This is a genomic window from Actinoplanes sp. NPDC020271, assembly GCF_044388125.1.
Lineage (GTDB): Bacteria > Actinomycetota > Actinomycetes > Mycobacteriales > Micromonosporaceae > Actinoplanes.
The window spans coordinates 40,896-54,092 of record NZ_JBIRWQ010000012.1 but is presented as its reverse complement, the minus strand read 5'-3'; the positions used below and the strand labels follow the sequence as shown (position 1 = coordinate 54,092).

At 69.9% G+C, this 13,197-nt stretch carries 12 protein-coding genes and 1 pseudogene; 11 read left to right on the top strand and 2 right to left on the bottom strand.

Translation table 11 applies throughout. From position 1 onward, the window contains the following. Window positions 1–55: 55 nt before the first annotated feature. From ACH442_RS25335 to ACH442_RS25310, 6 genes and pseudogenes are all read left to right on the top strand, one after another. Window positions 56–565: pseudogene (locus ACH442_RS25335) on the top strand (arginine repressor); the annotation flags it as partial. Further along, window positions 562–1,455 (top strand): hypothetical protein, encoded by an 894-nt coding sequence (locus ACH442_RS25330; protein ID WP_396340584.1) that lies wholly within the window; start codon window positions 562–564, stop codon window positions 1,453–1,455. The pseudogene ACH442_RS25335 and the gene ACH442_RS25330, both read left to right, overlap by 4 nt. Then, a complete protein-coding gene (argG, locus tag ACH442_RS25325; RefSeq protein WP_396340583.1) occupies window positions 1,452–2,690 on the top strand; it encodes an argininosuccinate synthase in 1,239 nt (412 codons plus the stop codon). The genes ACH442_RS25330 and argG overlap by 4 nt, the downstream gene beginning before the upstream one ends. Before the next feature lie 180 nt (window positions 2,691–2,870). Next, window positions 2,871–3,212, top strand: a complete 342-nt coding sequence (locus tag ACH442_RS25320; RefSeq protein WP_396340582.1) for an ArsR/SmtB family transcription factor — start codon at window positions 2,871–2,873, stop codon at window positions 3,210–3,212. A gap of 1 nt (window position 3,213) precedes the next feature. Further along, window positions 3,214–3,471, top strand: a complete 258-nt coding sequence (locus tag ACH442_RS25315; RefSeq protein ID WP_396340581.1) for a hypothetical protein — start codon at window positions 3,214–3,216, stop codon at window positions 3,469–3,471. After that, window positions 3,468–4,088 (top strand): hypothetical protein, encoded by a 621-nt coding sequence (locus ACH442_RS25310; protein WP_396340580.1) that lies wholly within the window; start codon window positions 3,468–3,470, stop codon window positions 4,086–4,088. Before ACH442_RS25315 ends, ACH442_RS25310 begins: the two co-directional genes overlap by 4 nt. Before the next feature lie 173 nt (window positions 4,089–4,261). On the opposite strand, the gene argH is transcribed toward ACH442_RS25310, so the two are convergent. Then, on the bottom strand, window positions 4,262–5,698 hold the full coding sequence (argH, locus tag ACH442_RS25305) for an argininosuccinate lyase (protein ID WP_396340579.1): 1,437 nt from the start codon (window positions 5,696–5,698) through the stop codon (window positions 4,262–4,264). Between the two features lie 74 nt (window positions 5,699–5,772). Here argH and dapE point away from each other — a divergent pair, with 74 nt between their 5' ends. Together dapE and ACH442_RS25295 are read left to right on the top strand one after the other, a co-directional pair. Further along, on the top strand, window positions 5,773–6,831 hold the full coding sequence (gene dapE / locus ACH442_RS25300; protein WP_396340578.1) for a succinyl-diaminopimelate desuccinylase: 1,059 nt from the start codon (window positions 5,773–5,775) through the stop codon (window positions 6,829–6,831). Between the two features lie 82 nt (window positions 6,832–6,913). Beyond that, the gene (locus tag ACH442_RS25295; RefSeq protein ID WP_396340577.1) at window positions 6,914–7,435 is read left to right on the top strand and encodes a hypothetical protein; all 522 of its coding nucleotides are present in this window, start codon (window positions 6,914–6,916) and stop codon (window positions 7,433–7,435) included. A gap of 713 nt (window positions 7,436–8,148) precedes the next feature. On the opposite strand, the gene ACH442_RS25290 is transcribed toward ACH442_RS25295, so the two are convergent. Further along, entirely contained in the window at window positions 8,149–9,198 is a 1,050-nt protein-coding gene (locus ACH442_RS25290) for a LacI family DNA-binding transcriptional regulator (protein ID WP_396340576.1), read from the bottom strand. A gap of 185 nt (window positions 9,199–9,383) precedes the next feature. Between ACH442_RS25290 and ACH442_RS25285 the strand changes: the two genes are divergently transcribed. The 3 genes from ACH442_RS25285 (at window position 9,384) to ACH442_RS25275 (ending at window position 13,124) form a co-directional block, all read left to right on the top strand. After that, a complete protein-coding gene (locus ACH442_RS25285) occupies window positions 9,384–10,643 on the top strand; it encodes an extracellular solute-binding protein (protein WP_396340575.1) in 1,260 nt (419 codons plus the stop codon). Then, the gene (locus ACH442_RS25280; RefSeq protein WP_396340574.1) at window positions 10,643–12,205 is read left to right on the top strand and encodes an ABC transporter permease subunit; all 1,563 of its coding nucleotides are present in this window, start codon (window positions 10,643–10,645) and stop codon (window positions 12,203–12,205) included. Before ACH442_RS25285 ends, ACH442_RS25280 begins: the two co-directional genes overlap by 1 nt. Window positions 12,206–12,278: 73 nt before the next feature. Next, entirely contained in the window at window positions 12,279–13,124 is an 846-nt protein-coding gene (locus tag ACH442_RS25275) for a sugar ABC transporter permease (protein ID WP_396340573.1), read from the top strand. Window positions 13,125–13,197: the final 73 nt, after the last annotated feature.

Below are 13,197 nucleotides of genomic sequence, written 5' to 3'. Positions count from 1 at the left end.
TCATCAGCACGCTCGGCCTCGTCACTCGTGCCGGCGCGCAGCGAAGCGGAGTGCCGACATGAGTTCACCGGTCACGCGCGCGGGCAGGCACGCCCGGATCGTGGAGCTGATCCGGAGCCGCACGGTGCACTCCCAGACCGAGTTGGCCGACCTGCTCGCCTCCGAGGGCGTGCAGGTCACCCAGGCCACGCTCTCCCGCGACCTGGAGGAGTTGAACGCGGTCAAGGTCAGCGGCGCCTACCTGATCCCCGAGGACGGCAAGCGGCCGTTGCGCGAGACCACCGGTCAGGGGCCCGCCCGGCTGATCCGGCTGCTGCGCGAGCTGCTCACCGGCGTCGACTCCAGCGGCAACATCGCGGTCCTGCGCACCCCGCCGGGCGCCGCGCAGTTCCTGGCCAGCGCGCTCGACCGGTCCGGTCTGGCCGACGTGGTCGGCACGATCGCCGGCGACGACACGATCCTCGTCGTGGCCCGGGACGGCGGGCCGGGCTCGGGTGCGGCCCTGGCAGCGAAACTCGACAACTGGAGCCGGTCGGAGAACGACCGTGAGGAGAGCCCGCGATGACCTTCGCACCCGCCGTGGAGACCCGGTTCCCGGACTTCGCCGACCACACCGGCACGCTGGCCGCGCTCGGCGTGGAGTTCTTCCTCGCCTCCAACGAGACGATCCGCCCGCACCTGAACGAGCTGCCGTACGGCTACAAGCTCAACTGGCTGGATTTCACCGACACGTCCGAGCGCGACTGGTCCGTACGGGAATTCCTGAATCTCTTCAATGTCATCAACGGCATCGCCTTCGGTGACCGTGGCATCCCGATGCCGCAGTGGGTGATGGTCGACCTGATCCTGATGCCGGCCGCGGCGCTGATCGCGAGTCTGCCGCAGGACGAGTTCGCGGCGATGGTCGAGCGGTCCACGTTCCGCTTCGACACCGACGTCAAGCAGTTGCTGCGCAAGGTGCAGGAGGACATGCGGGCCAGTGGTTACACCGGTCCGGTGCCGGTCGGCGGTTACTGCGCGGCGCCCTCGGCCGAGCCGGGGCGCTGGGTCGGCTGGTCGCTGTGGTCGCTGATGCCGGCCGTCGGGCTGGGCAAGGCGTCCAAGGCGCTCGCGCTCTCCTCCTATCGCGCGCAGAAACTCGACGGCGTCACGCAGTACGACAACAGCGCGCTCAAGGTCCACACCGAGTTCGGCGCGTTGAAGATCCTGGTCGCGACCGTCCCGTTCCACACCTCGCCGGGCTCGTTCGTCTACCAGTCCGACCTGACCCTGCCGGCCGGCGCGCCGACTCCCGAGCCGACGTTCCTGCTCGACCCGTTCGACTATGAACGGCAGCAGGCGATGCAGAAGGACATCGAGGCGGGACGCTGCGACTTCTACGTCCTGCCGCCCGGTCACGTCCGTCACGACGGCAAGACCTACGTGCCGATTCTCGAAAAGGAACAGTCCCGATGACCAAGCGCAAGATCGTTCTCGCCTTCTCCGGTGGGCTGGACACCTCGTACGCCCTCGTGGACTTCCGCGAGAAGGGCTGGGACGTGGTGACCGCCAACATCGACACCGGTGGCCTGCACAGCGGTGAGGCCGAGGTGGTGTCGGCCCGCGCCGAGGAACTGGGCGCGGTCGAGCACCACGTCGTCGACGCGCGCGCCGAGCTCTACGACCGCGTGATCACGTACGCGATCAAGGCGAACTACCTGCGCAACGGCGCCTACCCGTCGTGCGTCGGCGCCGAGCGGCTGATCCAGGCGGAGAAGGTCGTCCACGTCGCGCTCCAGGTCGGCGCGGACGCCGTCGCGCACGGCTCGACCGGGGCCGGGGCCGACCACGTCCGCTACGACGCCGTGATCCGGGCTCTCGCTCCCCACCTGGAGATCATCACGCCCGTACGCGACGAGCGCCTGGTCCGCGAGGAGGAGGCCGAGTTCCTGCGCAGCCGGGGCTTCGCGGTCAGCGAGAAGGTTAAGAAGTACTCGATCAACGAGGGACTCATCGGCACCTCGATCGGCGGCGAGGAGACGTACGGGAGCTGGGACTATCTCCCCGAGGACGCCTGGACCTACACGAAGTCGATCGCCGACGCGCCCGAGCAGGGTGTCGAGCTGCACCTGACCTTCGAGAAGGGGCAGGTCATCGCGGCCACCTATGCCGGTGGCGAGTCCCTGGTCGAGGCGGACGCGCCGAACTACGCCATCCTGCGGGCGCTCAACGTCCTCGGCGGCGAGCACGGCGTCGGGCGCGGCATCCACATGGGCTCCACGATGGTCGGCAACCTGGCCCGCGTCGGCTTCGAGGCGCCCGGCATGCTCATCCTCATCGCCGCCCACCGTGAGCTGGAGAAACTCGTCCTCTCCAACCGGCAGCAGGCGACGAAGGCGACGCTCGGCAACACGTACGGCGACCTGCTGCACGAGGCCGTCTACTTCGACCCGATCATGGACGACTTCCGGGCGTTCCTGGACTCCAGCCAGGCGCGGGTCACCGGGACCGTCCGGGTGCTGCTGCACAAGGGCAACATCGTGCTGCTGGGCAGCAAGAGCCCGTACAGCCTGCTCGACGCCGCGACCCGGGCCGGCATCGTCTACGGCCACGGCTCGTCGGCCTGGACCGGGGAGCAGGCGCGCGCGTTCGCCCACATGTACGCCATGCCGGGCAGCATCGCGCGGCTGGCCGCCCACCCGGCCGACTGACCGGACCACCACTGCGGCCTCAGCCGCCCGGAACACCGATGAGCGCCGGCCCGCCACCCGCGGCCGGCGCTCATCGCTGTTCCCGGGCCCGGGATGCGGGCCGTCGATCAACAACATCGGCGTCGATGGTTGACACATCTGGCACCTGCCAATAATCTTTTGCATGTGCCGAGGATGGTTATGCAAACTGACGACCTGACCGGTGACGAGCTGGTGCACGTGCTGGCCACCCTGGCCAACCCTCATCGGATGCGCGTCCTGGCCGCCCTGGCCGGTGGCCGCAACTACGTCAGCCAGCTCGCCCGCGACCTCGGCATCAGCCGGGCCCTGCTGCAGGTGCACCTCAAGCGGCTGGAGAAATCCGGCCTGGTCTCGGCCACGCTCGAGCTGTCCGAGGACGGCAAGGCGATGAAGTTCTACGAGGTGACGCCGTTCGTGCTGCACCTGACCCCGCAAACCCTGGCCGGCGCCGCCCTGACGCTGACCGCTCCGAACGACGCCGGTGACCCCGGAAAGGACTGACATGCCTGACTACCTCGTCGAAGAACTGGTGATCTTCCTGGCCCTCGGCGCCATCGCGGTCGTCGTGATCCTGCAGATCGGGGCGAGCCGCCGCGCCAAGGCGGCGCTGGCGCGCGACACCGAGCTGCGGCAGATCGCCGAGCGGGCCGTCGCGACCCAGGAGGACACCGCCGGCCGCCTCGCCCAGGTGACGAACCAGCTCGCGGAGATGGACCAGCGGGTCGCCACCGTGGAGCGCATCCTCAAGGACGCCGAGTGATCATCACTCCCGTGGTGCGGGCCCGCCCCGGTCCCACCGCGGCCGCGCTGCTGCTCGCCCCGGCCGGGGTCCTCACCGGCTGGACGATCATGCGGCTGGGCGGGAGCCGCAGCACCGGCGCCGGCTGGGTCGCGGCGCACGCCGTGTGGATCCTCGGGTGGGGGCTGTTCGCTCTGGTCATCGCCGAGCTGTGGCGCCGGGCGCGAGGGTCGCGCCGGGCCACTGTGGTCGCGACGGCGGGCGCTGTCGTCGCCGCCGCCGGGCTGCTGGCCGTTCTCGGTCAGATGATCGTGGACATCGCCGTCGGCGTCGCCGCGTCCGACCGGGACGGGATGCGAGAGTTGTTCGAGCGGGCGTTCCGGATCCCCGGGGTGCAAGCCGTGCTGTACGGTGCCGGGCCGGTCCTGCTGATCGCCGGGCTGGTCGCGCTCTTCGTCCAGCTTGCCGTGCTGCGCCGGATCCGGGCCGGGGTCGCGGTCCTCGCCGTGCTGGGAATGCTGCTGATGACCCTGGACACCGCGGTCGGCTCGACGGCGCGACTGGTCGTCATGCCGGCCGGGCTGCTCTGCCTGTGGCTGTCCCTCACCGCGTTGCGACTCGAGCGCGTCGTCCGCTGAAACGGCTGGTCGCCGCCGGAACCGCAACCGCGTTGCGACTCGAGCCCGTCGTCCGCTGAAACGGCTGGTCGCCGCCGGAACCGCAACCGGGCGGCGGCAGGAGCGAAAGCGGGGCCTCGGCGCACAACCGCCGGGACCCCGCCGCGAAACCAGAGGTCAGCGCGAACCAGAGGTCAGCGCGGAACTGCTTTCTCCACCGCCCACTGCCGCCAGGTGTCCAGCTTGTGCTGCACGGTCGCGAGCTGATCGCGGACCGGCCCCGGCCCGGTCGAGCCCGGCGTCGTGCGGGCCGCGAGGGCCGACGACACCGAGAGCACCTCGCGCACCGACGGGTCCAGGTGGTCGCTGACCGTCGTCAGATCCTCGTCGGTCAGGTCTTCCAGCTCGCACTCGCGCGCGGAGCAGAGGGCGACCAGCTTGCCGGTGATCTCGTGGGCGTCCCGGAACGGCACCCCGCGGCGGACGAGCCAGTCGGCGACCTCGGTGGCCAGCGAGAAGCCGACCGGAGCGGCGGCGGCGAGCCGGTCCACCCGGACGGTCATCGTGGAGATCATGCCGGCCAGCGCCGGGAGCAGGAGTTCCAGCGTGTCGACGGCGTCGAAGGCGGGCTCCTTGTCCTCCTGCATGTCCCGGTCGTACGTCAGAGGGAGGCCCTTGAGCATGGTCAGCACCGCGACCAGGCCGCCGATGAGGCGCCCGCTCTTGCCCCGGGCCAGCTCGGCGATGTCCGCGTTCTTCTTCTGCGGCATGATCGACGACCCGGTGGCGAACGCGTCGTCGAGCTCGACCCAGCCGAACTCGGTGGACGTCCAGAGGACCACTTCCTCGCCGAGGCGGGACAGGTGGACGCCGATCAGGGCGGTGGTGAAGAGGAACTCGGCGACGAAGTCACGGTCGGCGACGGCGTCCATCGAGTTGGGCGCGGGGGCGGAGAAGCCCAGTTCCTTGGCGACCGCGGCCGGGTCGAGCGGGAGGGACGAGCCGGCCAGCGCGCCGGAGCCGAGGGGGCTGATCGCGGTCCGCACGTCCCAGTCCCGCAGACGCTCCAGGTCGCGCAGCAGCGGCTGCACGTGGGCCAGCAGCCAGTGACCGAAACTGACCGGCTGCGCGTGTTGCACGTGGGTCATGCCGGGCGCCGGGGTGTCGACGTTGCGGGCGGCCTGCTCGGTGAGCGCGTCGGCCAGCTCGATCAGCGCGACGGCCACGCCGCGGGCGTGGTCACGCAGGTAGAGCCGCAGGTCGGTGGCGACCTGGTCGTTGCGGGACCGGCCGGCGCGCAGTTTGCCGCCGAGCGCCCCGAGGCGCTCCAGCAGGCCGCGCTCGAGGGCGGTGTGCACGTCCTCGTCCTCGACGGTGGGGCGGAACTCGCCGGTCGCGCACGCCTGCTCCAGGTCGTCGAGCGCGGCCAGCATCTTGCCCAGTTCCTCCGCGTCGAGCAGGCCGGCGTTGGCGAGGACGCGGGCGTGGGCTCGGGAGGCGAGCAGGTCATACGGCGCCAGGCGCCAGTCGAACTGGACGCTGACGCTCAGCCGGGCCAGGGCCTCCGCCGGCCCACCGGCGAACCGCGCACCCCAGAGCCTTGTCGGCTCGTCACTCTCCGGCACACCCACTCCTTGATCGTTCGGAACTTCCCGCTGACTGTAGCTCGTGCATAATAATACCTGACGTCTGATAAAGTTGCATCATGGCTCATCTCGATCTCACCGGCGACGTGGTCGCCCTCACCCGCGTCCTCTGCGACATCCCCTCGGTCAGTGGCGACGAGAAGCAGCTTGCCGACGCCGTCGAGGCCGCGCTGCGCGGCTTCGCCCACCTGGAGGTGCTGCGCGACGGTGATGCCGTGGTCGCCCGGACGAGCCTGGGCCGCCCGACCCGCGTGGTCCTCGCCGGTCACCTGGACACCGTGCCGATCGCCGACAATCTGCCCGTCGTCGAGGACGGCGAGACCCTCCGTGGCCGCGGCACCGTCGACATGAAGGCCGGCGTCGCCGTCATGCTCCAGCTTGCCGCTGTTCTCACCGCGCCGCGCTACGACGTCACCTATGTCTTCTACGACCACGAGGAGGTCGCCGCCGCGCTGAACGGCCTGGGCCGGCTCGTCCGCAACCATCCGGAGTGGCTGGCCGGCGACTTCGCGATCCTCGGCGAGCCCTCCGACGGCACCGTGGAGGGCGGCTGTCAGGGCACCATGCGCGTCAAGATCACCGTGCCCGGCGTCGCCGCGCACGCCGCCCGTTCGTGGCGCGGCAGCAACGCGATCCACTCCGCCGGTGGCGTCCTCGACATCCTGCGGGCCTACGAGCCGCGGCAGCCGATCGTCGACGGCTTGCAGTACCACGAGGGCCTCAACGCGGTGAAGATCGAGGGCGGCATCGCCGGCAACGTCATCCCGGACCTGTGCACCATCTTCGTCAACTACCGTTTCGCGCCGGACCGGGACACCGACGCCGCCGAGGCCCACCTGCGCGAGGTCTTCGCCGGCTTCGAGCTGGAGGTCACCGACCGGGCCCCGGGCGCGCGGCCCGGCCTCGACCGGCCCGCCGCCAAGGAGTTCGTCGAGCTGGTCGGCCGGGCGCCGCAGGCCAAGCTCGGCTGGACGGATGTGTCCCGCTTCGCCTCGCTGGGGATTCCCGCGGTGAACTACGGGCCCGGTGACCCGCTGCTCGCCCACACGGACGAGGAGTTCGTCCCGATTCCGGAGATCCGCACCGCTTTGCGGAATCTGACCACCTGGCTGAGCTGATCTTCCGACTCGCGGTCCGCCTCTGGTCGCGGCCGCGATTGCCGCAGTACGGCGGTAGCGCGCGGAGGGTAGCTTGACGAACGTGACCGAATCAGATGCGAGCTGGGCGGACCGCATCGTCGCCGAGTTCGGCGACGGTCACCCCGTCGAGGCGATCGCCGCGCGCTACGGCTTGAGCGTCGAGCAGGTGTATGCCGTGGTCCAGGGCGAGGTCGGCCCCACCGGCCGGCCCGCGCCCCACTACGCGCCGCCGCCGGCTCAGGGCGACTACCCGCCCGCTCAGGGCTACTACGCGCCGCCGCCGGCTCAGGGCTACTACCCGCCGCCACCACCGGCTCAGGGCTACTACCCGCCGCCACCCCCTCCGCCCGGTCCACCGCCGGCCACTCAGCCGCCCGTCCAGGGTTATTACGCGCCGCCCGCCTACGGGTTCCCGGCGCAGCCGCCCCCGTTCCCGAACGAGGACGCCATCGTCGCGGAGTATGCGGACGGCCACGACGTGAACGCGATCGCCTTCCGTTACGGCCTCACCGTCGATCAGGTGTACTGGGTGGTTCAGCGAGCCCTCCACGACGACGGGCCGCCCGCGCCCCCGCTCGGCTGACGGCCCGGAGTTCGACGTGTCGCGCTGCGACGATCCGTGGCCCGTTTCGCCCCGGAGGAGTCCTGGCGGCCGGCGCGGTCCCTGCGATTGATCTCGCTGCCGGTCGAGGGGCAGCCGCCGGGTGCGGCACGGGCTGCTGTCCCGCGACGCGGCCGGCGTGTTCGCGATCTACGGTAACGCGGCGCCGAAGTGGCATGGCTCACATCGGAGAAAGTGGCGAAGAGTGACGCTCGTGGCCGGGTCGTCTTGATCAGGATTGCAAGAAGCCCGCATGTCCTTGCGGCCGATGACCGGATGCGTCGCCGATTCTCGGCAGCATTTCCGGCGAGACCGCCGCAACCTGCACGGACGCCGTCCGCATGAACGAGTCCAAGAACACGCTCTCCTGAGCGTATCCGCGTGCTCGGGTCGCAAACTGTGCAAGAAATTGCAGCAAGTTTCTTCCAGTGTCGGCCGTGCGAGCGGGCGAAGTCCGGACCGGAGCCGGGTGCAGTTCTGGCACCGCTACCGCCGTAAACGGGTCTGACCAGGAACAAACCGGCAGAGTTGCCGCGGCCGGAGAGGTGCGCCGCCGCGGGACCGCTCACGGAACAGCCGCATGGCCGGTGCGGCGTGCGGCGCAGCGTGACGGCGCGAGTGGTCCGGCGGCCGGGCAGGCCGCGGCGAGCGGGCCGCGCGAGTGCGGCGGCAGGGGCGCCGCCGCCGAGGATCGGTCAGGCGGCCGAGATGTCCGCGGTCAGGGCCCGCCGCGCCGGCGCCATCGCCGTCGAGTTACGCACCACCAGCTCAGGCCGGAAAAGGTACTCCGACCTGGGTGAACCGTGCCCGTTGATGTCGTCCACCAGCGACCGGACCGCGGCCACCGCCATCGCCGCCACCGGCTGGCGCAGCGTGGTCAGCGGCGGGTCGGTGAACGCCATCAGCGGCGAGTCGTCGAAGCCGATGATCGAGACCTCGCCGGGCACGTCCATCCCGCGCCGCCGGGCGGCTCGGATCGCGCCGAGCGCCATCAGGTCGGAGCCACAGATGATCCCGGTGACGCCCTTGTTGAGCAGGCGCTCGGCCGCGACCTCGCCGCCCTCGACGCCGAAGAGGGTGAGCTCGACCAGGTCGTCGGCCTCGGAGCCGGGGATGCCGAGTTCGCGCTGGATGGCGGCCCGGTAACCGGCGAGCTTGCGCTGGACCGGGCTGAATCGGTGCGGCCCGGAGATCATGCCGATGCGGCGGTGGCCGAGCGAGGCGAGATGCCCGACGGCGAGGTCGCCGGCCATCTGCTCGTCGCAGGAGACGAACGGGGCGGCGATGCCGTCGGTGTGCCCGTTGACCAGCACGATCGGCAGCGGCCGCTCGATCAGCCGGTGGTAGCGCTCGACGTCCATGGTGGTGTCGGCGTGCAGGCCGGAGACGAAGACGATGCCGGAGACCTGGCGGTCGAGCAGCATCTCCACGTACTCGTCCTCGGTGACGCCGCCCGGTGACTGGGTGCAGAGCACCGGCGTGTACCCCTGCTGGGCCAGCGTCGACTCGATGACCTGCGCGAACGCGGGGAAGATCGGGTTGTCCAGCTCGGGCACGACGAGGCCGACCAGGCCTGCGCTGCGTTTGCGCAGGCGCTCGGGGCGCTCGTAGCCGAGCACATCGAGGGCGGTGAGGACCGCCTGCCGGGTTTCGGCGGAGACGCCGGGGCGGTCGTTGATGACGCGAGAGACCGTCGCCTCGCTGACCTGGGCTTGACGGGCGATGTCCGCCATCCGTGCACGCATGGTGTCACTGTAGTGCCGCGCCGTTTCCGGTCAGCGATCTGCAAGCTCTTCCATTGACTGCAAGAGCTTGCTAACGTCCCCGCAACAAGGACGACACCTTACCGATCTTGTGGGCGCCGAGCCATGTCCGCGCCCAGGTCATCCCTTTCGTAGCGCTGAATCCGTATGAGAACGGGAGCTTCACCATGCGCATCCGCACCGCCGGAGTGATCGCGGCCAGCATGCTCTGCCTGGTCGGCGCCGCCGCCTGTGGCGACAGCGAAGAGACGCCGGCCAGCAGCCCGTCCGCCGAAAAGGCCGCCGCCGGCGGCGAGCTCGTGATCTGGGCCGACGACAAACGCTCGGCCGCCCTCAAGCCGTTCGCCGACAAGTTCGGCCAGGAGAACGGCGTCACCGTCAAGATCCAGGCGATCTCCAAGGACCAGCAGACCACCTTCCTCACCGCCTCCCAGCAGGGCAGCGGCCCGGACGTGATGGTCGGCGCGCACGACTGGATCGGCAACCTGGTGCAGAACGGCGCCATCGACCCGGTGCAGCTCAGCGACGCGCAGAAGACCGGACTTCAGCCGGGCGCGCTGAAGGCCGTGACCTTCAACAGCCAGACGTACGGCGTCCCCTACGCGACCGAGAACATCGGGCTGATCCGCAACACCGACCTCGCCCCGAGCGCCCCGGCCACCATCGAGGACCTGGTCGCGCAGGGCAAGAAGCTGGTCTCCGAGAAGAAGGCCTCGGAGATCCTCTGCCTGCAGTCCGGCCCGACCGGCGACGCCTACCACGCGTACCCGCTGTACGCCTCGGCCGGCGGCTACCTGTTCGGCACCACCTCCAGCGGCGACTACGACGCCAAGGACCTGGGGGTCGGCAAGCCGGGCTCGGTCGCCGCGTTCGAGAAGCTGCGCGCGCTGGGCGAGAAGGGTGACGGCGCCCTGAAGCGCTCGATCACCCCGGACAACGCGGTCGCCACCTTCACCGGCAAGAAGTGCGCGTTCCTCGTCTCCGGCCCGTGGGCGACCGCGGACGCCAAGAAGGCCGGCATCAAGTACGACATCACCGCTGTCCCGCCGTTCAAGGGCGGTAAGGAGGCCACCCCGTTCCTGGGCGTGCAGACCTTCTACGTCGCGGCCAAGGGCAAGAACAAGGCGCTCGCGCAGGAGTTCGTCACCAACTACGTGACGACGCCGGAGCTGGCGACCGCTCTCTACCAGGCCGACCCGCGCCCGCCGGCGCTGACCAGCGTGCTGGACTCGGTCAAGAGCAGCGACCCGGACGTGGCGAAGTGGGCCGAGGCCGGCAAGAACGCCATCCCGCTGCCGGCGATCCCCGAGATGGCCGCCATCTGGGAGCCGTTCGGCAAGGCCGAGGCCGCCGTCATCGGTGGCGCCGACGCCAAGCCGACGGTCGACGCCGCGGCCAAGACCATCTCGGCCGCGATCACCAAGTAATGACGACGCAGCTCGAAGGGCCCGCCTCGACGCGGGCCCTTCCCGCCCCCGAGGACGACACGCCGGTGCGGAGCGCGACGCCGACCGGCCTGATCGTCAAGATCGTGCTGCTCGGCCTGGTCGTCGCGACCGCGGTCTGGGCCGCCTTCCCGCTGGCCGAGGGCGAGCACTGGATCGGTCTGGGCGTCCTGGCCGCGACCACCGCCGGGCTGCTCCACCTGTACCTGTCGCCGCGGTACATCCCGGCGAAGTACCTGGTCCCGGGCACGATCTTCCTGGTCGTGTTCCAGATCTTCCCGGTGCTCTACACGGCGGGCACGGCGTTCACCAACTTCGGTGACGGTCACCGGGGCAGCAAGGCCGAGGCGATCACCGCCATCCAGACCGCCTCGGTCACCCGGGTGCCCGGCTCCACCGAGTACCAGCTGAGGATCCTGACCAAGGGCGACGCGCTGGCGTTCCTGATCACCGACCCGAGGACCGGGCAGGTGTCGGTCGGTGACGAGAGCGGGCTGAAACCGGCCGACGGGAACCCGCCGTCCGGTTACACCGTCCTCACCGCCGGGCAGGCGAGCGCGCGCAGCCAGGAGATCACCGACTTGGCGGTGCCGACCGCGGCCGGCGCCATCCGATCGGCGGGACTGACACGTGCGTACGAGGGAAAGGCTCTTCGTGCCTTTGATCCTGTGACCGACAGCATCAAGGACACCACCACCGGCAAGGTGTGGAAAGCGGACGAGGACGAGGGCGCGTTCATCGCCGCTGACGGTGACCGGCTCGCCCAGGGGTGGAAGGTCGGCGTCGGGCTGGCCAACTTCACCCGGGTGCTGACCGACGACACCATCGCGTCGTCGTTCCTCGGCACGCTGATCTGGGACTTCCTGTTCGCGATCGGGTCGACGGGGGGCACGTTCCTGCTCGGCATGTTCTGCGCGATCGCGCTGCAGTCGACCCGGATGCGCTTCCGCGGGCTCTACCGGATCCTGATGGTCCTGCCCTACGCCATGCCGTCGTTCGCGATGCTGCTGGTCTGGCGGGACATGTTCAACACCGACTTCGGCCTGATCAACAGCGTGTTCGGGACCCACGTCGACTGGCTCGGCACGCCGATCACCGCGCAGCTGGCGGTGCTGCTGGTGCAGCTCTGGCTCGGCTACCCGTACATGTTCCTGGTGACCACCGGGGCGTTGCAGGCGATCCCGGCCGAGCTGACCGACGCCACCAGGGTGGACGGCGCCGGGCCGTTCCAGGCGTTCCGGGCGATCAAGTTGCCGCTGCTGCTGGTCGCGCTGACGCCGCTGCTGATCTCGTCGTTCGCGTTCAACTTCAACAACTTCAACGCGATCTACCTGACCACCGAGGGCGGGCCGTTCCCGGCCGACAACCCGAACGCGGGCGCCACCGACCTGCTGATCACCTACACGTACCGGCTGGCCTTCGGTGGTTCCGGCGCCCAGTACGGCTTCGCCGCCGCCATCTCGATCTTCATCTTCCTGATCGTGGCCGTGGTCTCCGCGGTGGGCTTCCGGCGCACCCGAGCGCAGGAGGAGGTCTACTCATGAGCGAGCCGACGGGCGAATCATCGAGCTCGGCAATCACTTCATGCCGACGCCGGAGCGCAGCGGAGGTGTCGGCATGAAGTGGTTCACGGACACCGGCTGGCGCCACCTGGTCGCGGTGCCGGCCGTGCTGTTCTCGCTCGGGCCGATCCTGTTCGTGCTGTCGGCGGCGCTCAACCCGCTCGGCACGCTGTCGTCGAGCACGCTGGTCCCGACCGGCGCGTCGCTCGACAACTTCACCCGGCTGTTCCGGGACACCGGCTTCCCGCACTGGTTCCTCAACTCCGTGATGATCGCCGGACTGGCCAGCCTGCTCTCGATCTTCCTCTCCGCGCTGGCGGCGTTCGCGTTCAGCCGCCGGCGGTTCTCCGGTCGCCGTACGGGATTGCTGTTCTTGTTGTTGATCCAGATGTTTCCGCAGTTCCTGGCCGTGGTCGCGCTGTTCCTGATCTTCTCGACGATCACCGACCTGTGGCCCGGGATCGGCTTCAACACCTGGTGGGGCATGATCCTGCTCTACCTCGGCGGCGCTCTCGGCGTGAACACCTGGCTGATGAAGGGGTTCTTCGACACGGTCCCGAAGGAGCTGGACGAGTCGGCCACGGTCGACGGCGCCTCGCACACCGGGATCTTCTTCCGGATCCTGCTGCCGCTGGTCTCGCCGATCATCGCGGTCGCCGGGCTGCTCGCGTTCATCGGCACGATCAACGAGTTCCTGCTGGCCAACCTGTTCCTGCGGGACGGCGCCTCGAAGACCCTCGCGGTCGGCCTCTACGGCCTGGTGCAGGGCTCGGACCGGAACACCAACTTCGGGATCTTCTGCGCCGGCACGCTGCTCACCGCGATCCCGACCGTCGGCGTCTTCATGTACCTGCAGCGCTACATCGTGGAGGGCCTGAGCGCCGGCGCGGTGAAAGGATGACCCCGCACCGATTGATGTATGGACATGGACGAACTCTTGATCGGAAGGGCGCATAGTGGCATCGAGTAAATCG